Consider the following 22,425-nt stretch of genomic DNA (forward strand, 5'->3'; position numbering starts at 1 on the left):
TTCAGGCAGTAGCTGACTCACGGCCTGTTGCCAGTCAAGGTACAATTCACCCTGCGAGGTGACCAGTTTCAGGCTTTCGGGCTGCATTGACTCATCAGGTTGCAGCTGCCAGTCCAGATGTGAATGCCGCTGTAACCATTCCGCGACGGAGGACTGTTGTGATGGGTGACAGTATAAACTGCCCTGGTCTGCCTGGGTTTTCTCACGGAGCAACTGACGCAGTAAGGCGTTTAAACGCGCTGGCTCAGGAATATCCGACAGTAACTGGCCCAGCGCCTGCGACAGCACCTCATCCATCACCGCCAACACATCGGTTTCAATCCGTTGCTGTTGCTGCTGCCAGTCAGACAGCAGGGTATTGGCCTGCTGCCAAAAATCCTGCTCGGCACTTTGCTGCGCGTGCAGCCTGATGCTTTCCGCTTCCTGTTCTGCGTCGGCCAGTAGCTGTTCAGCCTGCTGCTGTGCCTGCTGCAGGATATCACGCGCCTGCTGCTCTTTTTGTAGCCGCGCCAGGTCGATCACGGGTGCCAGATCGGCCTCACCATTCAACAGAGTGATTCTTTTGCGCGTTAACATTGTGGCTCCTGCGAGGCATACCAGAAAACAGCCTGCCACAGCGGTAAAAGACGTGATGGAAATGCACTCAGTTGCGTTAACTGTTCTACTGCCAGAACCTTCTCCTGAGGGAACGCCAGCCGTAACCGTCCCCAACAATCAGGACCAGCACGCTGACGCAGTAGCCACAGACCATTGGTATCGCCGTCACTGACCGGTAGCCCTTCAGCATCCGTTAACCACAGACCCGGACGCATCGCCTGAGCGACACGGCGACACCAGCGCTGTTGATCTGGTGACAGCGTTTCCCCGGTCGATCCCCGCCAGCACACTTCCGCTGCCAGAGACAAAGCGAGCTGACGTTGTTCTGCGGTTATCTCCAGCCAGTTAAGCAGTTCTTCATCCACCGGCGAAAGCCGGGTGGTCAACTGCAACTGCTGACAAATCATCGGATGATGCGTTTGCGCCAGAGCAGCCAGACGGGTGTCATCCAGCTGATAAAATGCGGCCTGCCGCCACTGCTCATCAGCGGCCAGCCAGCTGTCGATGCACCACCAGCGTAACCAGCGCAGGGTCGGGTCGTCAGCAGGCAGCATCTCACTCATCTTTTGCTACCGGCTGCTGGCGTTGACGATAGCGTTTCCAGTGCGGCCAGCCGAAGAATCCCACTACCACTAACAGAATCAGCGTACCGACGAAGCCAGATATCCAGCTTAACTGAGCAGAGCGCTCAGGCGTGACCATAAATGGCCCAAAAGAGACTTCCGGCGGCTTGTCCTGATAGGTTTCGGCAGGGACAAATACAATCGCAAGGTCTTTATCTGCCCGTCCAGCCAGGCCTGGCAGGCTGCTGGCGACCATCTGTCGGATACGTGGCTCAATGACATCCGGGTCGAGGTCGGGACGGTATTTAATAAACACCGCCGCACTGGCCGGTTGTACCGGTTCACCTGGGGCGATACGTTCAGGCAACACCACATGAACCCTGGCGACAATCACACCGTCAATCTGGCTGAGGGTCGATTCCACTTCCTGCGACAGGGCATAGATGTAGCGCGCCCGCTCTTCCAGCGGCGTCGAGATCACGCCATTTTTCTGGAACACTTCACCCAGGTTGGTTCGGGCAGGTCGTGGGAGTCCTGCGGCATCAAGAATATGTACAGCACGGTTTAATTCGGCGGCATCCACCAGTACGGTTATCCCGTCTTTGCTGGTACGTTTGTCTGCCTGGATATGATAGCGTCCGAGTTCTGCCGCAACTTCGTTAGCGTCGTTTTCTGTCAGGCCGTGGTTAAGTTCGACCTGGTCATTACAGCCGAGCAGTAAGAATACCGGCAGTAAGAGCAGTAACTTGAAAGATAATTTAGCCATAGGGAGTTACTGCAAGTTGGTCAGTTTTTCCAGACTCTGGACACCTTTGCCAACCAGTTTTGCGTTGAGCAGGCTTTCCAGGTAGTAGGAAGATAGTGTACGGTTAGCATCCATAATGCTTCTTGAGTCAAGGCTGCGTGATGCTTTTGCCAGTGCCCTGTCGGCGTTATTTGACTGTCCACTTGCGGTTTCAGACAGGCTGGTGAGTTTGTTGATCCATGATTGATTGTCAGGGGTTTCCGCGCTCTTGCCCGGCGCTTGCAGTGCGGCGCTGAACCAGGAAGCATCTGCCGTATTCGTGGCAGCCGAACTGAGGTCACTATCCCCGGTGCTGATGGCTAAAGAGGGGGTATTTCCGGCATTGATTTTCATGACTGGTCCTCATCGGCAGCGAAAACAAACCGGGCGCGGGTGCTGAAACCACACGCCCGGCCATTTATCAGAACTGAATGGCTTTTGCGGCGTTGTGGCCGGAGTTGATTTCTTTGGTAGCAGAGTCCATTTTTCCATCAAGAATGGAGTTCTGAGTATCCAGCTTCATTTTAGATGCCTGGGCATTGGCAGATTGAGTCAGTGAGTCACTCATCGCTCCTTCCAGAGTTTGTGATGCAGACTGGCTCGCGCTTGACAAAGATGAACCACTGGTAAGGCTGGTAAGTAAACCGCTCATATTAATCTCTCCGATTGTTTAGGTTGTGCTCAGGAACATCACACAATGTTCGTTAATTAAGTGGTGGTCCTTCTGTATCGGTTCCAGGGTAATTCGATTTTTTCTTTATTTTTTTGCGCTTTTTTTTAAATCTGTACCATCATTTATCATTCTCACTGTTTATCTGCAGACAAACAGAAGGAAAAAACCCTGATGCACCGGAGCACATCAGGGTTTGCGGTCGTTCCCGACGTCAAAAGAGACAGGCGGTCACTGGGTGATAATACCACCGGTGGAAACGTTTACGTTGAGTAATTTGATACGGTGATAGAGCGTGCGTAAAGGCATTCCCAGCTCCTGCGCGGCATTATCAATACTGTGCCCGTGACGCACCAGACAATCGTGAATAAGGGTTTTTTCAATGCGGCGCATCATCTCTTTCAGCTGCGGTTTTTCCTTGCTGCACTGACATGTCAGTCCCAAAGGGGACAATCCCAGTGCAAAACGTTCAGCGGCCGCTTTCAGCTCACGAATGTTGCCAGGCCAGTTGTAACTCAGCAGGCATTCGTAATGTTCCTGAGTGATTTCAGGTGGCGTAATTTGCAGTTCGGCGGCTGCCTTGTCGATGAATTGACGAAACAGCGGGATAATCATCTCAATGCGTGAGCGAAGCGGCAGAAGCTGGATGCTGACCGTATTAAGTCTGAAGTAGAGATCGCGGCGGAAAGTGCCGCGTTCAACCAGCGTCAGTAACGGCGTCTGAGTTGCAACAATCACCCGCATATTTACCGGCGTAAAACGGGTTCCACCAAGACGTTCGACACCTCTGTTTTCCAGCACTCGCAACATCTTGGCCTGCAATGACAATGGCATACTGTCAATTTCATCGAGAAACAGAATGCCATTGTTGGCTTCTTCAACATAACCCGCACGCGCCTGTCCTGCTCCGGTGTAGGCCCCGTTATTAATGCCAAACAGCTCGCTTTCTGCGAGCGTTTCAGGAATTGCCGCGCAGTTCACCGCGACCAGTTTTCCCGTACAACCAGAAAGCTGATGAATTTTTCGTGCCAACGTGTCTTTACCAGTCCCGGTTTCCCCTTCAAGGACTAAATCTATTTTTAATGGCGCAACGGTTTTAATCATCTCCGCCAGCGGATCGTGGATATCGATAGGTTGTTCTTCTCTCAAAGAGATGCGCTCCCCCTGTCCCGGCCATGACCGGAAAGAGTGCCCACTATTCCTGATGTTCATAAAAAGTTACCCCTGACTATCCATTATTTTAATTAACGTCACTTACCAACACAGCAATGTTACCGTTCGTGTATCAGACATACAAAGTTACAATTGGGGTCATAATTTTTACTGTCGTCTCACACTTGCATTAAGAATTACCCATCGCAACGTTAAGAAACCATCATCATATGCTGAAGATTAAGTAAGGGATTTTCGGGGATACGGGTAAGGATCGCCCTACTTTTTGTCAGCAAAATGGTAGCGGTTACACACCGCATCCATTTTATTTACCTGTTAAATAAGGATATTTTTTAGGGAGACTTGCAAGAAATGAACAACTGAGGCGGGTAGTACCAGAATGCAATATAGGAGCAATCCTACGTAATCAACCGATGGCTGATAGCATATTTCACGATGTCTGCATTGGTGGTAAACATCATTTTGTCCATTAAGCGCGATTTATGGGTGCTGACCGTTTTGTTACTGATTGCCAACGCCTCGGCAATATGGTTGACGCCTTCTCCACGCGCCAACATCAGCATGATTTGCATCTCACGCGATGTCAGACGCTCGTGCAGTACTTCGCCTGACTGCGTGTACTCATCAAACACAATCTGCTCTGCCAGAACGTGATCGATAAAGCGCTGCCCCCTTGCCACACGATGAATCGCGGCCAGCAGCGTTTCCGGGTCGTTATCTTTGGTGATATAGCCAAGTGCACCACATTTCAGCACGCGCCGCGCAATCTGCGGCTCGCTGTACATGGTCAGGATCAGGATCGGCAGCTTTGGGTACTGAAGGTGGATACGGGTGATCAGATCCTCACCACAGAGTCCCGGCATACTCATATCCAGCAGCAGTAAATCAACCTGTTCACTTCGCAGACCTTCCATCACCTGAATACCATTGCCGGCTTCAGCAACCACCACCAGACGTTCATCAAGCGAAAATATCTGCTTTAGCCCCTCACGCATGATGACATGGTCATCCACGATCATCAGACGAATATTATTATCCATTGTATGATTCCAAATCTTCAATGTTATGAGTAACTTGATTTAGGGGAATAGTCAGCGTGACCCGGGTACCCACTGACGGATGACTTTCAATTTCCACGTTGCCACCCAGCATCCGGCCACGTTCTCTCATACTCATTAACCCAAAGGCATTATCTTTACGCTGTTCGCAGTCAAAACCGCGTCCGTTGTCACGCACGGTCAGTACCACCGAGTTGGTATGCCGCACAATCAAAATAATCACTTCGGTGGCCTGAGCATGGCGGGAAATATTAGTTAACGATTCCTGCGCCACACGGAACGCCGCCGTCGCTTGCTCATCATTCAGCCGCACTTCCTGTTCAGGCGCAATCAACCGACAGCAACAGCCAATATGACGGCTGATAAATTCATCCCGCAACCACTCCAGCGCCGGGGTTAGCCCCATATCCAGCACATTTGGTCGCAGTCGGGTCGCCACATTGCGTACCACCTGAATGGTTTTGTCAGCCAGCCCCATCAAATGCACCACCCGCTCATGCAGCTGGGGGTTGTCTTTGCTGAACTGGATACGAAGCAGTGAAATACCCATTCTCAGTGACGTTAAATGCTGCCCAAGTTCATCGTGGATCTCACGTGCGATGCGCTTACGCTCCTCTTCGCGTGATACTTCACGCTGTTGGGCCAACAGCCGCAGTCGCATATGCGAATCTTCCAGCTTTTTCTCCGCGTAATGGATAGCCGTGATATCACGCCCGACCACCATCACCGAAACCAGGCAGCCATGTTGATCAAATTCCGGCACACAGCGGGTATGGTTGATAATCGTCCCGCCAGTTAACGGACTGTCAGACTCCACCAGCTCACCTTCTGCTTCAATCTGACTGACGATCACTTCCCTGATCAGACGTTCGATATGCTGAACGCAGGGCAGATCGCCCAATAATTCACGTAAGGTGCGTCCACGCAACTCCTCCGCTGACAGATGCAGATGCCGTAGTGCCGCTGGATTGGCATACTGACATTTAAGATTCGTATCAAAACGAACCACCATATCCGGTGAGTTCTCAACTAATACCCGGAATTCCTGTTCCCGCACATGAGCCATCTGTTCAAGATGTTTGCGCTCTCTGATGTCCTTAACCACGCACATGCTGTAATCGCCCTCTTCATAGATAAAAGGATTTGAACTGACCTCAACCGGTATCATCTCGCCCTGTTTGCTTTTATGATACGTTTCAAAGGAGTAAGATCCGCCGCTGCTCTGCCCCCGAACCCGTCGCCACATGGCAAGTATATCTTCCTTGCTCCACCCCGGGTCGATATCTGAAACGGACATTTCCAGTAATTCTTTGCTGCTATAACCCAGGATACGACACGCCTCGTCATTGACGTAGAAAAAGCGGGTCTGGCTGTCAATAAGAAAGACCGCGTCTCTCACCATGTTCAGTGCAAACTCGACCAATTTAAGCGGCTCACTGCTGGTCTTTAACTGTCGCTCAGAAAATTGCATCTCGTCTCCTTTCAGTAAACATCGTTTACCTGATCTGGTTGCACAACTGCAATCTGGCAGCGTTGCATTGAGGTTGTGTCCAGACAACACTACAGGACACGGTGCAAATCACTTTACGATTTAGCGGATTTTTCGTCTATCCAACTTTCATGAAAAAACGGACTGTTTTAAAGAAACGCGCACCCGCGAGAGACGGGAACGTACCGTACCAATCGGAATATTCAAATCCGCCGCGATGTCCTGATAGCTGCCATCTTTCTCCACCAGCATACTCAGCAGGTTGCGAGTATCTTCTGGCAGCACGGCGATGGAATTAAGGGTGGAGTGTAAAATTCTTTGATGTTCAGTAATTTGGCTAGGATCGTCGCCCTGGGTCAGGACAATATCATCTTCCAGTTCATCATAACGTGGACGCCCGGATTGCAAGCGAAAATGGTTACGAATCAGATTCAACGCGATACCAAACACCCAGGTTTCCGGTCGTGACGCGCCGGCGAACTTGTCACGATTGCGAAACACTTCCAGCCAGGTCATCTGCACAAGGTCTTCTGCATCCTCCCGATGGGAAACACGTTTGCGGATAAAATGATGCACACGACGTCCATGTTCGCGAAAGATCCTTTCCCAGTCGATATTCATCGGTAACGTATTACTGACTGATAACTGTTCTGTGGACTGCAAATGAATTTCTGACATAACAAGCTCCATTATTTTACCCATTCTGCCCCATCGGCAATATGGCTATAGCAAGGCTTGTGCCAATCAAATAAAACAATTCAATTCATTGATTAATATGTGTTTTAAATTTTCCCCCTGCCTTTTTATGGCAAGTTATTGCCAGGGTTGAACAGGGGAATTTGCAACTACTTGCAAAGCGCCTCGCTGACTTTTTCCGACAGCAAAATCATCAGGGAACCAGGGCGCTAATCGCGCCACACATTAGCAACAAGTCTCATAATCGAGGTCGCCAGGATGAAAATCGCTCCCGTTATACCCGGCATTCAACCAACACATATGCTCCCGGTCAGCGAGGTGGAAGATGCCATGCCACCGATCAGTGTTGCGCCAGCGGCGGCTGTCGGCGCGTCGGCACGTATGCCGTCCTCTCCGTTGGAGGACTCAATGGAAGAGGTTTCAATGACCTTCGCTGAACACGTTGAGCGGAAAACCAAAGCACTGAATCAGCGTAAAGTCGTGGCACAGCCTGGCAGCCGGGCAATGCAGCATATTGAACGTATTGAGAAATTAGACGAGTTACTTAAGCTGCTGGAACATCCACAGCATGCGCAGCTGGAAATGCAAAATCAGAAGATGCAAACCCTGCTGCAAAACAACGGATCCCCGCATCTGGACGACTTATTGCAGGCCGCCGGAGGAGACCCGGCACGCTGTGACGTGCTGTTGCGCCACACGCTGCTTCAGGCACAACGCGCGCAAGACACTGAACTGACCACGAATGCGGCAAAGAGCCTTGAACTGCTGCATCAGGAAAAAGGTGCCGAAGTCAGTGCCGGGGTGAATACCGCCCACGCCATTGCCAGCTTCAGTACCGATCCGACGCAGAAACAGGCAATGCGCCAGCTCTATTACCAGACGGTCGTCCATTTACAATCGGGCAATGCGATGCTGGAGGCGCTGCTGAACAGCTTTGGCAGCGTACATTTCAATCAGGGGCTACGCACGTTACAGCGCGCGCTGTCTGATGATATTGCTGCACGAAGTTCCTCTATCCCACGTCGCGCACTGCAAAAAATTCTCGCCAGCCTTCAGGATGCCGGCAATATCAGTCAGACACTTACCGCCAGTAAAATTCTGCTGAAGCGGCTGGCAGGAAAACTGCCTGATGTCAGTTTCAGTCCGTTAGAGCTGACCCGCCGTCTGCTAAATCTGAGCGGAAATGGCGCTTACCTGCGCGATTTGCAAAACCTGTCGCGCGATGTGGCTGGCCAGCATCCTGAACATCAGGTGCTGTTCCTCAGCGGACTGGTACCGCTGGTTTATCATCTTCCACTGGGACTGTGGCGGGATGATAAAAGCAAAAACCGCCAGATGGCGTTAAATCTCCTGCGCACGGTAATCAGTGAATACGCTGCACATGAGCCGCGCGCCACTCTGTCACAACCCAGGGCGGCGTTGTAAATGAATTCTCTGTTTGTCTGGCTGAACCGTCTCGCCATCAGCGCGATGCAGCGCTCCGAAGTGGTGGGCGCAACGATTGTCATGTCGATCGTTTTCATGATGATCATTCCGCTGCCTACGGGCCTTATCGATGTGCTGATTGCGCTCAACATCTGCATTTCATCGCTATTGATCGTGCTGGCGATGTATCTGCCAAAACCGCTGGCTTTCTCGACGTTTCCGTCGGTACTGCTGTTAACCACCATGTTCCGTCTGGCGCTGTCGATCTCCACCACGCGACAAATTCTGCTGCAACAGGATGCCGGTCATATCGTCGAAGCCTTCGGTAATTTCGTGGTCGGCGGTAATCTGGCGGTGGGTCTGGTTATCTTCCTGATCCTGACCGTAGTGAACTTTCTGGTGATCACCAAAGGGTCGGAGCGTGTGGCGGAAGTGGCCGCACGTTTCACCCTCGATGCGATGCCGGGCAAACAGATGTCCATTGACAGCGACCTGCGCGCGGGACTGATTGAAGCACATCAGGCGCGTCAGCGCCGGGAAAACCTGGCGAAAGAGAGTCAGCTGTTCGGTGCAATGGACGGCGCGATGAAGTTTGTAAAAGGCGATGCCATTGCCGGACTGGTGATTGTGTTTATCAACATGATCGGCGGTTTTGCCATCGGCGTACTGCAAAATGGCATGGATGCCAGCTCCGCCATGCATATCTATTCAGTACTGACCATCGGTGACGGTCTTATCGCACAGATCCCCGCACTGCTTATCTCCCTGACCGCCGGGATGATCATTACCCGCGTTTCCGCCGACGGCCAGCAGGTTGACGCGAATATTGGTCGCGAAATCGCCGAGCAGCTGACCAGCCAGCCGAAAGCCTGGATTATGTCAGCCGCCGGGATGCTGGGTTTCGCACTGCTGCCGGGAATGCCCACCGCCGTCTTTATTGTTATCAGTATCGTGGCACTCAGCAGCGGTCTGTTTCAGCTGTGGCGAACCAGGCAAGAAACCAGTCAGCAGGAAGCGGATCAGCGCCAGGCGCAACAGTTGTCACCAGAGGACAACGGCCATCAGGATCTCCGCCGCTTCAACCCTACCCGTGCCTTTCTGTTGCAGTTCAGCCAGAGCCACCACAGCAGTGCGGCGGCCTCGGCCCTGATTCAGGATATACGCCGACTGCGTAACCGGCTGGTTTACCACTTTGGCTTTACCCTGCCCAGCTTTGATATCGAATTTTCACCGATGCTGGGCGATGATGAATTTCGTTTCTGTGTGTATGAAATTCCGCTGGTCACCGCCACCTTTGCCGTTGAGGAACTGGCGGTAAGAACCGGCGCAATGGAAGCCTATATCAGTGAGCATGGGGTAAATGATGACTACCCGGCGATACCCGGTGTGGCTGAGCGAGATGAAACGCACTGGTACTGGCTGAATCCACAGCATCCGATGCTGCAACAGGACGACCAGCGCGCGTGGAATGCCTCACAACTGATCATGTTACGCATGGAACAGGCTATTCATCAGAGCGGTGCGCAATTTATCGGCTTGCAGGAGAGTAAATCGATCCTTAACTGGCTGGAAAGCGAGCAGCCGGAGCTGGCACAGGAGCTGCAACGCATTATGCCACTTTCCCGCTTTGCGGCCGTGTTGCAGCGTCTGGCCTCGGAGCGTATTCCACTGCGTTCAGTGCGAACCATCGCTGAAACCCTGATTGAGCATGGCCAGCACGAGCGTGACAGCGCGGCGCTGACTGATTTCGTGCGCATCGCGTTGAAGGAACATATCTGCCACCAGTATCTACAACCTAACGGGCTGGATGTCTGGCTGCTGACGCCGGAAACCGAAGAGCTGTTGCGCGACTCCCTACGCCAGGCACAAAGTGAAACCTTCTTCGCGCTGGCTCAGGACTATGGCATCAACCTGCTGCATCAGATGCGCCAGGCGTTCCCCGCTTACCATAATAATCAGGCGCTGATCCTTGTCGCCCAGGATTTACGCAGTCCACTGCGCTCACTGCTGAAAGATGAGTTCCATGCTGTACCGGTGCTCTCCTTTGCAGAATTAACCAGCAATGTTGCCATTAATGTGCTGGGACGGTTCGATTTACAACAATCACCGCCAGACCTCCAGGAAAATGACTCATGCATGAATTACGCGTACTGACCGGGCTGCACCGCGGTGCAGCGTTGCCCCTGAGCGGCGAACAATGGTGGATTGGTGCGGCAGAAGATGCCGATCTCGCGCTGTACGATCCGGGAATTAAAGATCGCCACTGCCAGCTGCTCAAAACCCTGCAGGGTTGGGTTGTAAAAGCGCTTGAAGGGCCACTGAACGACAATGAGGGCCAGCGCTGCGAAGAGCTGACCGATGTACAGCCCGGCACGGCTTTTGCCATCGGCCATATCTGGCTGAGTATTGTCAACGCCGCCACCCCCTGGCCGGAAGAGGCCGACGAATCGGTGCAGGAACAGGGACAGGAGCAGGCAGCGCCACAGGCCGATGAACCGGCGATGCTCGCCACGACGCAGGAAACGTCGGTTGTCGCCGTGGCAGAGAAAAAGCCGCTGCCGATCTGGGCAAAAGCCATTTATCTGCTACTGACCCTGCTGCTGGTGATGCTGCTGGGCAGCTGGCTGTTAAACGCCAGTATGGCATCTCCTTCCGCCCCACCGACACCGGGCAAACCCGCGCTGGCCGGCGTGGAGCGTACCCGCCAGGTACTGACCAGTATGCTGTTAGACCGCGGGCTGGAAAAGAATGTCACCATCTCTTCCGACAAAAACAGCCTGACGTTAAACGGTAATCTCAGCGATGAGGACAACCAGCGCCTGCAACGCATGATGAGAACTTTTTACCACCATTTTGACGTCCGTCTGGCCATTCATAACCAGGCAAGTCCGATTAACTCACGTCTGCCGTTTAACATCGTCCAGATCACCAGCGGTCCTCATGCCAATATTGTGACCGATGGTGGACAGCGCATTTTTATCGGCGATGAAGTGGATCAGCTGCGTCTGGTATCCATTAACACCGACAGCATTGAATTTGCCGGACGTGAAAACATCAGGGTGAAATGGTAATGAGTGCGTTACAGCAGGATCTGACGCACTGGGCACAACAACAGCGGCAGCGTCTGGGCAACTATGCGCCGGTCAAACGTTACGGCAGGGTGACCGGCATTAGCGGCATCCTGATCGAATGCAGCCTGCCGGATGCGCGAATCGGTGATTTGTGCCGTATTCAGCGCAGCGATGGCAGCAGCGTGCTGTCAGAGATTGTTGGCTTCAGCCCGGAAAAAATTCTGCTCTCGGCACTGGGGGCGCTGGATGGGATTTCTCAGGGCGCCACCATTATTCCCCTCTATTTACCGCACAGCATCTGCGTCAGCGACCGGCTGCTTGGCAGCGTGCTGGATGGTTTTGGTCGTCCGCTGGAGCCGGATGGCCACAGTGCATTTGCCGAGCCGGGCACAGAAGTGCGTGCCGTGCCGGTACTCAGTGATGCGCCACCGCCGACCGAACGCCCGCGTATCGCCACCCCGCTCCCTACCGGGTTACGGGCCATTGACGGCCTGCTGACCATCGGCAACGGTCAACGTGTCGGCATCTTTGCCGGTGCCGGCTGTGGTAAAACCACCCTACTGGCAGAGCTGGCGCGTAACACCCCCTGCGATGTGATCGTCTTTGGGCTAATCGGTGAACGTGGTCGTGAACTGCGTGAATTTCTCGATCACGAGTTGGATGACGAATTACGTAGCCGTACCGTACTGCTGTGTGCGACTTCTGATCGAAGCAGTATGGAACGTGCCAGAGCGGCATTTACCGCCACCGCCATTGCGGAAGCCTTCCGTGCCGAAGGCAAAAGCGTGCTGTTGATCGTCGATTCACTGACCCGCTTTGCCCGTGCCCAGCGTGAGATCGGTCTGGCGCTCGGTGAACCACCGGGCCGCGGCGGACTTCCTCCGTCGGTTTATACTCTGCTGCCACGGCTGGTGGAACGGGCGGGACAGACCCTACAGGGCTCAATTACCGCGCTCTATTCCGTGCTGATCGAACAGGACTCGATGAACGATCCGGTAGCCGATGAGGTACGCTCGCTGATTGACGGCCATATCGTACTCAGCCGCCGTCTGGCGGAACGCAATCACTACCCCGCGATTGATATTCTGGCCAGCCTGAGCCGTACCATGAGCAACGTGGTACAACGTCAACATATGATGCAGGCCGGGCGCATACGCAGCCTGATGGCGGCGTATCAGCAGGTGGAGATGCTGATCCGCCTGGGAGAGTACCAGCCTGGCAATGACAGCCTGACTGATGCCGCCGTTAATGCTAACGACATTATTAATCGCTTTCTGCGTCAGTCGATGCGCGAGCCTGACGATTTAGAACAAATCCTGTATCAACTTGCGGAGGTCAGCGCCCATGCCCCTGATTAACGATGAATTTGAGCCGCAGCCGGACATCCAGCGACTGAGCCTGCAACAGGCGTTGAACGTGCTGATGCCCATCCGTCGCCAGCGGCTTAATCGTGCGCAACGTTTGCAACGTCAACAGCAGGCCGGGCTGCAACAGGCTCAGACTGAGCAACAGGCCCATGAAGAACAACTGGTACAGGATCAGCAACACTACCAGCAGCAGCGTGAACGTTTACAGCAGCAGTCTTCAAAGGAAAAACTTACCCGCCACCTGAACAATGAAATGAGCGCTTTACAGGCGGTGGGCCAGCAACAGCAGCAATGCCATCAGGCGGAACGCGCCTGTGAAAAGGCCTCTTTTGAACTGGAACAGGCGACCCAATGGGCGCGTGAACAGCAAAAAGCGGTGGAAAAGCTGGAATACTTATCTGAACACCTGGAGGAAGCGTGATGAATACGTCAGGATATCCTGAACGACTGCCGCCCACACAGCGACAGCCTCAGCCGGATGAGCGCTACCGTGAACGTCTGCCAGCAACCCGATTGCGCCATCAGGACAATAAAGAGGCACTGACCGCACCAGGCTCGCTGTTTTTTGCCAGTAATACTGAATTTACGCCGGAAGAACTTACGGTTCACGATGAAGCGCCCTCCCCTGACTGGCAGATGCTGCACCAGGAGCTGCACGAACACATCGCCAATAACGCAGATGAAGACTGTGCGTTTACGCTGCTGTTACCGGAGGCAGGTGAAGTCGATGTGACGCTGGCGCGAGGCCAGCCGGTGGGCTGGGAAATTTCGTTGCGTTTTTCACCGCAGGTGTGGCGTTTCTGGCAGCGGCGGGAAATTCAGTGCCGCCGTCAGTTGAGCCAGTCGCTTTCCGCCCCGGTTCGTCTGAGAATTGAGCAGGGAAACGCATAATGAGTGAAGTGACCCGGCTGCATTTTCCCCGTATCAGTCGCGCCAGCGCACGGTCGCAAAACCAGCTTGCGCGCGCGCATTATTTCCCTTTTACCCTGGGCGGTGAAGCGGGGGCTGTCTGTCTGCTGCCAGGCCACCATTCACCCGCAGAGGCTACCAGTCACTGGCAGTGCGCACTTGGCAATTTTTCGCTGGCAAATGCCGCGCCAGTGCTTAATATGCTGTCATTGTCCCCGCTGTCGTTCCAGGGCACGGTTCCGGCGCAGGACGACTGGCAATGGGCTTTATATAATCAGTATCTCAGCCCGGAACTGGCACTGTTATTTGGCGAACTTAAACCCGGTGAAGCGCAGGAAGAGGATCGGCTGTGCGTCCGCTTGCACGTCAGGTTGGGCGAGCGCCATGCGGAATGTCAGCTATATTTCAGTCACGCCAGTTTGTCACACTGGCTGAATCAGCCTGGCTGGCACGCAAACCAGGTCGCGTTACCCACGCGGCTGGCCTATACCCAGCCGTTAGTATTGGGGCGCATCACCCTGAGCACTCACCAGTTGCAGGCACTGAGTACCGGCTGTCTGCTGGTTCCGCCGGTCAGTTTTTTTACCCCGGATGGCCAGGGAAGCCTGATCGTTGCCGGGCAGCAGTTATATGGCGAATTGCAGTTGCCCCACCATTTTTTGATTAATCATCTGGAGAGTACCGCCTTGAATCCTCATGCTGCTGATGAATTTCACTCTGATCCGCAACCTGAACACGTCAGTGCTGACGATGCTCCCCAGCTGGCCTCGCTGCCGCTGTCGCTGGAGGTTCGCTGTGGCCGTACCATCCTCAGCCTGGGCGAGCTGCAACAGTTACAGGCAGGTAGCGTGCTGACCCTGGAAAACGTGACGCCAGGAGAGGCCGGGTTATATCACGGCGAGACGCTGATTGCCCGTGGCGAGTTGGTGGATGTGGAAGGCCATTTGGGATTACAGCTCACCCAGCTGCTGCTGAACTCGCAGCAGGAGGCAGGATGAATACAGAACAGTTTGATCCGATGACCTTTGCCCTGTTTCTTGGGGCATTGTCTCTGATCCCAATGTTGATGATCGTCTGCACCTGCTTTTTAAAGATTTCCATGGTGCTGCTGATCACCCGCAATGCCATCGGTGTGCAGCAGGTGCCACCGAATATGGCGCTCTATGGCATTGCGCTGGCCGCTACGCTGTTTGTGATGGCACCGGTATTTAACCAGATGCAACAGCAATTCACCCAGGCTCCCGCTGATTTATCCAGTATGGACAACCTGAAAACCAGTGTCACCAATGGCGTGGCACCGTTACAGAAATTTATGACCCACAATACCGACCCCGATATTTTGATCCATTTGCAGGAAAACAGCGTACAGATGTGGCCAAAAGAGATGTCGGAGAATGTCAGCAAAGATAACCTGCTGCTGGTGATCCCGGCCTTTGTGCTGTCTGAATTGCAGGCCGGTTTCAAGATTGGCTTTTTGATTTACATTCCGTTTATCGTTATCGATCTGATTGTCTCTAACGTGCTGCTGGCGTTGGGTATGCAGATGGTGGCCCCCATGACGCTGTCACTGCCGCTGAAAATGCTGCTGTTTGTGCTGATCAATGGCTGGACCCGCCTGCTCGACGGCTTATTTTACAGTTATCTCTGAGGCACGCATGGAAATACTGAATCTGTTCAAACAGGCTATGTTGCTGGTGGTGCTGCTCTCGGCACCGCCACTGATGGTGGCAGTGATTGTTGGCGTACTGGTGTCATTGTTGCAGGCGGTGATGCAGTTGCAGGATCAGACATTGCCGTTCGCCATCAAACTGGTCGCGGTGGGGATTGCGCTGGCGCTCAGTGGCCGCTGGATCGGTGTAGAGCTGATTGAACTGGCGCAGCAGGCGTTCGCCATGATCCCTCAGACCGGGGCATAATATGGCCAGCGATGCCATTCACACCATCTACCAGTACCTGTTTGCACTGACGCTGGGTGCGGCACGCATTTATCCCTGTCTTATCCTCGTCCCGGTATTTTCATTCAATATCCTCAAGGGCATGGTTCGTACCGGGGTAGTGCTGGCGCTGGCGCTGATGCCTGCTCTCGGCCTTCAGGCCCAGCTGGCGATGCAGATGCCAGAATGGCCGCAGCTTATCGGTCTGATCCTGAAAGAGGTGGTGGTCGGTATTATGCTGGGGTTGATGCTCGGTATGCCCTTCTGGCTGTTTCAGTCCGTTGGCGCCCTGTTTGATAACCAGCGCGGCGCGCTGATTGGTGGCCAGCTGAACCCGGCGCTGGGCAGCGATGTGACGCCGCTCGGCCTGCTGTTACAGCAAACGCTCATCCTGCTGCTGATCCTCTCGCTCGGTTTAAGCGGCGTTACGCAGATTATCTGGGACAGTTACCGTATCTGGCCGGTGATGCAATGGTTACCTCTGCCGCATGAGGAAGGTTTTCAGCAATACCTGTCGATGCTGGCAGACACCTTCAGCCATATTATTATTTATGCCGGCCCGCTGGTGGCGCTGCTGCTGTTGCTCGATTTCAGTATTGCGGTGCTCAGCCTTTACAGTCCTCAGTTACAGGCGTTTGTTCTCTCCGTACCGGCAAAATGCCTGGTCGGCCTGCTGTTTTTTGTGCTTTATATCCCCACGCTGAATGCCCTCGGCGAGAGTCGTTTACAATTGCTCCCGGACCTGAGCAAACTGTTACCCTTGATGCTGGGAGTACACTGATGTCAGAAAAAACGGAAAAACCCACGGCGAAAAAGCTTCAGGACGCACGCCGTAAAGGTCAGGTTCCCCAAAGCCAGGACGTACCGAAACTGCTGATTTGCGCCGGCGTGGTGGAAATGGTGCTGGCACTGGATGATGTTGGGATGCAAAAGCTGCAGGCGCTGATGATGCTGCCATTGTCCCGCCTTAATGAACCTTTCGAACTGGCGGCTAACGAAGTGGTCGGCACCGCGTTGACCCTGGTCGCCACGTTCTGTGGTCTGACCGTGGCGGTGGCGGCACTGCTGCGTATTATCGGGGGCTGGATCCAGTACGGTCCGCTGTTTGCCCCGGAAGCGCTGACGCCAGACTTTAACCGCCTGAATCCCATCAACCAGTTTAAGCAGATGTTTTCGGTCAAAAAACTGACCGATATGCTCAACAGCATTCTGAAAGCCGCCGCCATCAGTACCATTTTTTATCTGGTGCTCACGCCGGATCTTGAATCTCTCGCCCGGCTCGCTTACGGCGATTTGAACAGCTTCTGGCCCGCAGTGGAGGTGATGCTGACCCGCGTCTCACGTCAGACGCTGCTGACGCTGCTGGTGCTGACCATGCTCGACTTCGGCCTGCAAAAATACTTTTTTATCAAGCAGCAACGAATGAGCCATCAGGACATTCGTGACGAACATAAACAGTCTGAGGGCGATCCGCACATGAAAGGCCACCGTCACGCGGTGGCTCATGAGTTACTGAATGCACCGGCGGCTCCCGTCAAGAGCAAGCCGGTGGAAGAGGCCGATCTCCTGCTGGTCAACCCTACGCACTATGCGGTGGCGCTCTATTACCGCCCGGAGTTAACCCCACTGCCGCGCATTATCTGTAAAGGTGAGGATAAGGACGCCAAAGAACTGATTGCCAGAGCACAGAAGGCCAATATTCCGGTGATCCGCTTTATCTGGTTGGCACGGACGCTGTACCGTTCAGACGAAGGACAGATGATCCCACGTCATACATTGCAGGCGGTCGCTCAGGTTTACCGGGTGTTACGTGAGCTGGACGATCAAATTATCGATGAGGTGATCGAGCTGGAAGTGGAATAACGGGAACTTTTGCCGGTCCTGCGCCACCTATCTTCTGAAGGTTCCGGTTCTCGCCCGGCGCGGATAACCGGGATCGGCACAGGTCACTCCAGAGAATAATGTGAAGGAATATGGCTGATGAATATGATCATGACCGCCACCCCCAATCCTGACGATGTTAACCATATCCGCCAGAAGATGATGGCGTTTAATGCACAACATGTTGATGTTGGCGAAATAAAGGACATGGCCGTATTTATTGATGATAACGACGGGAATAAAATTGCCGGGCTGCTTGGTGTTACCTGGGGAAACTGGATGCATATTCATTTTTTATGGGTGGATGAAGCGCTCCGTGGCAATGGACATGGTGCCAGACTGCTCCAGGCAGCCGAACAGGAAGCTATCGTCCGTGGCTGCCAGCGCGTTTGCGTCGACACCTTCAGTTTTCAGGCGCGGGACTTTTATGAAAAGCAGGGCTACCGGCTGCAAATGACGCTGGAACAGATGCCGCAACACCATCGCCAGCATTATCTGGTTAAGCAGCTGGCGCCTGCGACTCATCTGTTTTCATAAAGCAATTAAGGAACAGGCATGTTTTGCAAACACTACGACGTTGATCCAAGCCATGTCGATTTTCAGGGCGTGGTGGATGGTCTTTACTACCCTTTCTATTTTGAATGGGCGCGTCATGCTTATATGGCGGAAGCAGTGGGGCTGGATCCTGAAGAAGAGTTTAAGCAGGGCCGGATTCATATGCTGATTGAATACCAACTCAGCTTTAAGAAAAGCCTCAAAGCAGGTGACAGGATGATTGTCACCTGCCAGCCGGTGAAAAACGAAAAGCGCAGCCGGGTTAATTTTTTCCAGCAGATCCTGGTTAATGACGTGGTATTTTCTGAAGCAACCTTTACCGCTACCTGCCTGATCAATGGTCGTCCCGGCATTCCCACAAGCCTCGCGGCAATCCTCGAATAGCCCCTCCTTTGTACAGGCGCACATGCGCCTGCTTTGCCGTCATAAAAGATATCCCGTTACTGATATCTTTATTTAAACCGCCGCATGGAATCGCCCGCCTCCATTAGCGAGGTTGTCCCTGACACCCCATGCCGCAGAATCAGGGCCTGTTGCCTTTGTCACCCATCAACGTTGCCGGGGTCGGGCCGTTTAACGGTCAGTAAACGGTTTATCGTGCAGTACCGGTGATATTGAGAGCCTGGCCACCAGAGATAATTGTCACGGTCCGACTGGCGAAGTCCAAAATATAAAGCGGACACGGCCAGCGGAATCTACGCCCGTTACGTGAAGATGGCGTGCGCTGCCCGCAGACCTTCAGGCAGCGCACGCCGTGAAGACAGAAAATATCTGTTGTGGTGTGCAGCAGTTCATGGGATGCACTGTCAATAAATGATAAAAAGAAGATACAGCCATTATATCTCTTATATTAACACCCCTCATAAAACGCTTATTATCAGATTTTTTCATCATTAAAAACAAACCAAAACAGCCATATACAGCACTCAGGTTATTATTTAAAAAATGAATAAAGATAAAAACATTAAATCTGAAAGGAGTTATTTTGTTGTGAACAGTCAATTACCTGTGGGCAAAGCAGCGAAGCTGCTTTCAAACTGGCCATTCATGACATTAAATACATTCCCTTCGCACAAAAGCTTATTGCAGTTAAAAATGAAAAAGCCCTTCACGATCTGAAAAAATATTCGTCTTCAGAGCAAAATAACCCAATATGAAAATTTTTAGAAAAAATCCATTATGTCCTTCCAGAGCTAAACCCGTGCTTCTGATCAGAAAATGCGCTTTCTGCTGATCATCATCTACCAGGGCTTGCCGTAATCTCTCCCGGCGGCAGAACACCCCCAAAATGATATTGCATTACTGCCGTGAAGGAACGTCTTATCCCGGCTGTTGATTATGTTTCCTGCCGTATATTGCCGGTATCGACGTAAAAAATCAGCGCACGGAAAGTGCGCTGATAAGCCGAACATCGCCCAGGCTGAGACCGGTTTAGTGCGCCTTAGGAATGCCAAACTGATCCAGTACCGGATCGACGTTATGGTCAAAACGCTTTTGCTCTTTGTGTTTGTTCACCGCGCCAACGAGTGAATTGATACCAAAACCAATCGCCAGTGCGCCATCTACCACCCAGCCCACCGGTCCGGCTGCGGCACCAATGGTGCTGGCCGCCGCCATAGCGCTACCTTCTCCCGCCACCATGCCGACTGCCCTTCCGGCCGCCATACCGGCCATTCTTCCAAAGCTGGCCGTCGCTTCTCTGCCACTACTTTTCAGCGCGGTATCCACACCCAGCTTGGTCAGTTCACTGCTGCCATGCACGCCATCATAGATGGCTTTCGCGGCGGCAGCCTTATCACCTTTGGCCAGCAGGCTTGAGACCGAAAACAATCCCGCGACACCGGCGGCGCTGCTCATGCCGGTTTTCATCAGACCTTTCATCCCGGTTGCCGGGCCATCCTTGTTCAGGGTGTTGTTAACGGAGTTCAGCATCTCTTTGCCGCTCATTTTTTTAACATTACCGGAAAGCAATCCGGCCTGCTTGAGGGTTTTCAGCATATCAACCCCTCGCTTGCCCACTTTCAGCGCATCCATCACCGCGGCGGTATAGCCATCCTGCTTCAGCGTGGTGGCCTGTTTTGGCAGCACCGCTTCATAGAGCGACTTTTTCATATCGGACAGCGACAGGATCTGCTGCGCGTCAGCGTGTTTGTCTTTGATATGGTCTTTGACATATCCCCCCTGAGCAATCTGCTGTTGAAAGGCACTGGTCAGCTGCTGGCTGAGCGCCGGTTGTTTGGCAACAACCTCTTTCGCCGTCGGCACGCTGTCCCCGCGAAGCGCGTGCTGCAAAGTCAGTTCATCATTTAACCCCTGTAGCGCGTCGCTGTAATCCGGCGCGGATTTTTTGTCTTTCTGCTGCGTCTGGATACGCTGCATATCATCGCTAAGGGTTTTTCCTGACGCCACCTCACCGTAACGCTGATCCATCGCCTGACGCAGGCCTTTATCGCCGTTGATTAAGGCACGGCTTTGCGCCGGAACCGCTTTGTTCAGGTAGCTCTTCACATCCTTATCGTTTTGCAATTGATCGATCTTATCATTGAGCGCCTGCTCCGTTTTTTGCGTGTTACGCAGGCCGCGTCCGGCCTGAACCGAAGTGAGAGTCTGTTGCAGTTTAACCATCACCGCGGCTTTTTCCGCGCCGCTGTATTTGTCAGGATGCGCAAATACATCTTTGTTCAGACGGCTGGTGTCAACATTAGCGGTGGCGTTGACCAACGCGGCCTGATCGATCAGGCGGGCAAAGGAGGCACCGTCAGTGGGTGCCTGTTTCTTAATCCAGTTATCAATATTTTTACTGCTGAAACGGTTATCGAAGCCGTGCTCTGCCAGCTTCTTACCACTGACGCCGCCCTGATCAAGCTGCTCAAGCAGACCCGGTGAAGAGAAACTGCTGGCCGCCTGACGCAGGGATCCCGCCAGCCCCGGATTTTGTTTCACCAGGTTTTTCAGGTCGTCTGCGGACATATCCTGACCGGCTTTACCGTTTTCCAGTCCCGCAACGCGCAACAACGGGCCGTTGGCACGCAGCATCGCCGCCTCTGCCACCATCTGTCTTGAGCCTTCATCGGCATTAGGATTCTTTTTCAGGTAATCAGTAATATCTTTATCCGCTGCATCCTGCGCTTTGCTCATCCGCGAGATAAACCCTTTGTAATCTGCTTTGGTGATTTTGCCATCGGGATTATCGCCATGCTTGCCGGCATCAATGGCATTCTTCAGCGCCGGGTTGGCATTGATATATGCCTGTGCGCGCTCTGCGTCCGCGCCACCATTGAGCACCATCTGCGCCGCCGCCAGCGGACGGTTAAGTTCTTTTTCCGCCTGTAAACGCTGATCGGCCGGCAGGTTGGCCACCATAGGCTCCCATTTTTTTAATTTGTCCGGCGATGACAACGGCGAGTTATCGAGAAAATCGCCTGAGTGATCGGTGCTGGCCACCGCGTCGGATGACGATGTTGCCTGCGCGGCGCTGCCTGTTACCGGGGCGGCAGCTTTGGTTTCACCAACGCCTGCGGTGGAGACGGCCGGGCTGGAGCTGGTCGCACCAGAGGCACCGGTCGATGGTGCCGGAGTGGCCTCAGTGCCCGCTATCGCTGACGTGGTACTGCGGGTGGCCTGTGGTGAACTGCTTTGACGGGTCTGGGCCGTGGCGGTGGAATTATTGCCCTGGGGTGAACTCTTCACGCCCGCCGCATTTTTGGTCGCATCCCCGCGTTGGGCAACAACCGCTTGTAACACAGCTCTGATCATCCCGGTCAGCGTGGCGGCCACCATCGCCTGCTGCTGTTGACCGGACATAGCGCCAAACTGGACAGGCTGACCAGCGGGCGGTTTGGCGGTAGTTTGTGATGTCGGTATTTCAGACTGGATAAGTGAGTTCTGACTGCAAGATGATGGTGTTGACGAAATGCGCATGCTGATTCCCCCAAAAAAAAGCCGGCCGCATGGCACGGCAAAAAAGTTTCTTTACTGGGCTTATGTTGTTCACTTTGAGACTGGGTTCCCATAAATAACGCATTCTGCTGTTAATGATGCTTTATGCTGCGTTAATGGGGGATTGTAGCTTTAATGACCAGTTTGGTTGCTATCTGCAATCAGCCATTCTTTGCTGTTCGCAGGACCACTCACCGGCCAACCGGCAGGAAGGTATCAGGAAAGGTGATCCGCACCGGACAGGAGTCTGTCCCATCTGGCTATTTTATTTGCCCGTTTGTCCCTGGGCAGTGTTCAACATCCGCACGTACCTG

The 22,425-nt window shown here is 53.4% G+C and carries 23 protein-coding genes; 13 read left to right on the forward strand and 10 right to left on the reverse strand.

From position 1 onward, the window contains the following. The 9 genes from sctL to EB241_RS03810 form a co-directional block, all read right to left on the reverse strand. Positions 1-576 (reverse strand): type III secretion system stator protein SctL (gene sctL / locus EB241_RS03770; RefSeq protein ID WP_124232033.1); only part of this gene is annotated, 576 nt, incomplete at its 3' end. Next, on the reverse strand, positions 570-1,160 hold the full coding sequence (locus tag EB241_RS03775) for a type III secretion system protein (protein WP_124231874.1): 591 nt from the start codon (positions 1,158-1,160) through the stop codon (positions 570-572). The genes sctL and EB241_RS03775, both read right to left, overlap by 7 nt. Continuing rightward, positions 1,153-1,926: a type III secretion system inner membrane ring lipoprotein SctJ gene (gene sctJ, locus EB241_RS03780; protein WP_124231875.1), complete on the reverse strand. Its 774-nt coding sequence runs from the start codon at positions 1,924-1,926 to the stop codon at positions 1,153-1,155. The genes EB241_RS03775 and sctJ overlap by 8 nt, the downstream gene beginning before the upstream one ends. 6 nt (positions 1,927-1,932) lie before the next feature. After that, positions 1,933-2,298, reverse strand: coding sequence for an EscI/YscI/HrpB family type III secretion system inner rod protein (locus tag EB241_RS03785; RefSeq protein ID WP_124231876.1), 366 nt, complete (start codon positions 2,296-2,298; stop codon positions 1,933-1,935). 67 nt (positions 2,299-2,365) lie between these two features. Continuing rightward, positions 2,366-2,596, reverse strand: a complete 231-nt coding sequence (locus EB241_RS03790; protein ID WP_124231877.1) for a hypothetical protein — start codon at positions 2,594-2,596, stop codon at positions 2,366-2,368. A 249-nt stretch (positions 2,597-2,845) separates the two neighbouring features. Continuing rightward, complete coding sequence (locus EB241_RS03795; RefSeq protein WP_124231878.1) at positions 2,846-3,826, reverse strand: sigma 54-interacting transcriptional regulator; 981 nt, start codon at positions 3,824-3,826, stop codon at positions 2,846-2,848. A gap of 359 nt (positions 3,827-4,185) precedes the next feature. Further along, entirely contained in the window at positions 4,186-4,827 is a 642-nt protein-coding gene (locus tag EB241_RS03800) for a response regulator (protein WP_124231879.1), read from the reverse strand. After that, positions 4,820-6,316, reverse strand: coding sequence for a PAS domain-containing sensor histidine kinase (locus tag EB241_RS03805; protein ID WP_124231880.1), 1,497 nt, complete (start codon positions 6,314-6,316; stop codon positions 4,820-4,822). Before EB241_RS03805 ends, EB241_RS03800 begins: the two co-directional genes overlap by 8 nt. Before the next feature lie 147 nt (positions 6,317-6,463). Next, complete coding sequence (locus tag EB241_RS03810; protein ID WP_124231881.1) at positions 6,464-7,012, reverse strand: RNA polymerase sigma factor; 549 nt, start codon at positions 7,010-7,012, stop codon at positions 6,464-6,466. 276 nt (positions 7,013-7,288) lie between these two features. On the opposite strand from EB241_RS03810, the gene sctW reads away from it, so the two are divergent. The 13 genes from sctW to EB241_RS03875 all read left to right on the forward strand — a co-directional run bounded on the left by sctW (position 7,289) and on the right by EB241_RS03875 (position 18,556). After that, positions 7,289-8,455: a type III secretion system gatekeeper subunit SctW gene (sctW, locus tag EB241_RS03815; protein WP_124231882.1), complete on the forward strand. Its 1,167-nt coding sequence runs from the start codon at positions 7,289-7,291 to the stop codon at positions 8,453-8,455. Next, entirely contained in the window at positions 8,456-10,609 is a 2,154-nt protein-coding gene (sctV, locus tag EB241_RS03820) for a type III secretion system export apparatus subunit SctV (RefSeq protein WP_124231883.1), read from the forward strand. After that, positions 10,588-11,526, forward strand: coding sequence for a type III secretion system inner membrane ring subunit SctD (gene sctD / locus EB241_RS03825; RefSeq protein WP_124231884.1), 939 nt, complete (start codon positions 10,588-10,590; stop codon positions 11,524-11,526). The genes sctV and sctD overlap by 22 nt, the downstream gene beginning before the upstream one ends. Beyond that, positions 11,520-12,884: a type III secretion system ATPase SctN gene (gene sctN, locus EB241_RS03830; protein WP_124231885.1), complete on the forward strand. Its 1,365-nt coding sequence runs from the start codon at positions 11,520-11,522 to the stop codon at positions 12,882-12,884. The genes sctD and sctN overlap by 7 nt, the downstream gene beginning before the upstream one ends. Further along, a complete protein-coding gene (locus EB241_RS03835; RefSeq protein WP_124231886.1) occupies positions 12,871-13,314 on the forward strand; it encodes a type III secretion system protein in 444 nt (147 codons plus the stop codon). The genes sctN and EB241_RS03835 overlap by 14 nt, the downstream gene beginning before the upstream one ends. After that, on the forward strand, positions 13,314-13,784 hold the full coding sequence (locus tag EB241_RS03840) for a type III secretion system HrpP C-terminal domain-containing protein (protein ID WP_124231887.1): 471 nt from the start codon (positions 13,314-13,316) through the stop codon (positions 13,782-13,784). Before EB241_RS03835 ends, EB241_RS03840 begins: the two co-directional genes overlap by 1 nt. Beyond that, a complete protein-coding gene (locus EB241_RS03845; RefSeq protein ID WP_124231888.1) occupies positions 13,784-14,800 on the forward strand; it encodes a FliM/FliN family flagellar motor switch protein in 1,017 nt (338 codons plus the stop codon). The genes EB241_RS03840 and EB241_RS03845 overlap by 1 nt, the downstream gene beginning before the upstream one ends. Beyond that, a complete protein-coding gene (gene sctR / locus EB241_RS03850; protein WP_124231889.1) occupies positions 14,797-15,450 on the forward strand; it encodes a type III secretion system export apparatus subunit SctR in 654 nt (217 codons plus the stop codon). Before EB241_RS03845 ends, sctR begins: the two co-directional genes overlap by 4 nt. A gap of 7 nt (positions 15,451-15,457) precedes the next feature. After that, positions 15,458-15,718, forward strand: a complete 261-nt coding sequence (gene sctS, locus EB241_RS03855; RefSeq protein ID WP_124231890.1) for a type III secretion system export apparatus subunit SctS — start codon at positions 15,458-15,460, stop codon at positions 15,716-15,718. A 1-nt stretch (position 15,719) separates the two neighbouring features. Beyond that, positions 15,720-16,517 (forward strand): type III secretion system export apparatus subunit SctT, encoded by a 798-nt coding sequence (sctT, locus tag EB241_RS03860; RefSeq protein ID WP_124231891.1) that lies wholly within the window; start codon positions 15,720-15,722, stop codon positions 16,515-16,517. After that, a complete protein-coding gene (sctU, locus tag EB241_RS03865) occupies positions 16,517-17,599 on the forward strand; it encodes a type III secretion system export apparatus subunit SctU (protein WP_124231892.1) in 1,083 nt (360 codons plus the stop codon). Before sctT ends, sctU begins: the two co-directional genes overlap by 1 nt. 117 nt (positions 17,600-17,716) lie before the next feature. Next, a complete protein-coding gene (locus EB241_RS03870; RefSeq protein WP_124231893.1) occupies positions 17,717-18,154 on the forward strand; it encodes a GNAT family N-acetyltransferase in 438 nt (145 codons plus the stop codon). Positions 18,155-18,172: 18 nt separating this feature from the next. Continuing rightward, positions 18,173-18,556 (forward strand): acyl-CoA thioesterase, encoded by a 384-nt coding sequence (locus EB241_RS03875; protein WP_124231894.1) that lies wholly within the window; start codon positions 18,173-18,175, stop codon positions 18,554-18,556. Positions 18,557-19,603: 1,047 nt separating this feature from the next. Here the strand turns inward: EB241_RS03875 and EB241_RS03880 are convergent. After that, a complete protein-coding gene (locus tag EB241_RS03880; protein WP_124231895.1) occupies positions 19,604-22,093 on the reverse strand; it encodes a type III effector HrpK domain-containing protein in 2,490 nt (829 codons plus the stop codon). Between the last annotated feature and the right edge of the window lie 332 nt (positions 22,094-22,425).

The organism is Erwinia psidii, from assembly GCF_003846135.1.
In the GTDB taxonomy this organism is placed as follows: domain Bacteria; phylum Pseudomonadota; class Gammaproteobacteria; order Enterobacterales; family Enterobacteriaceae; genus Erwinia; species Erwinia psidii.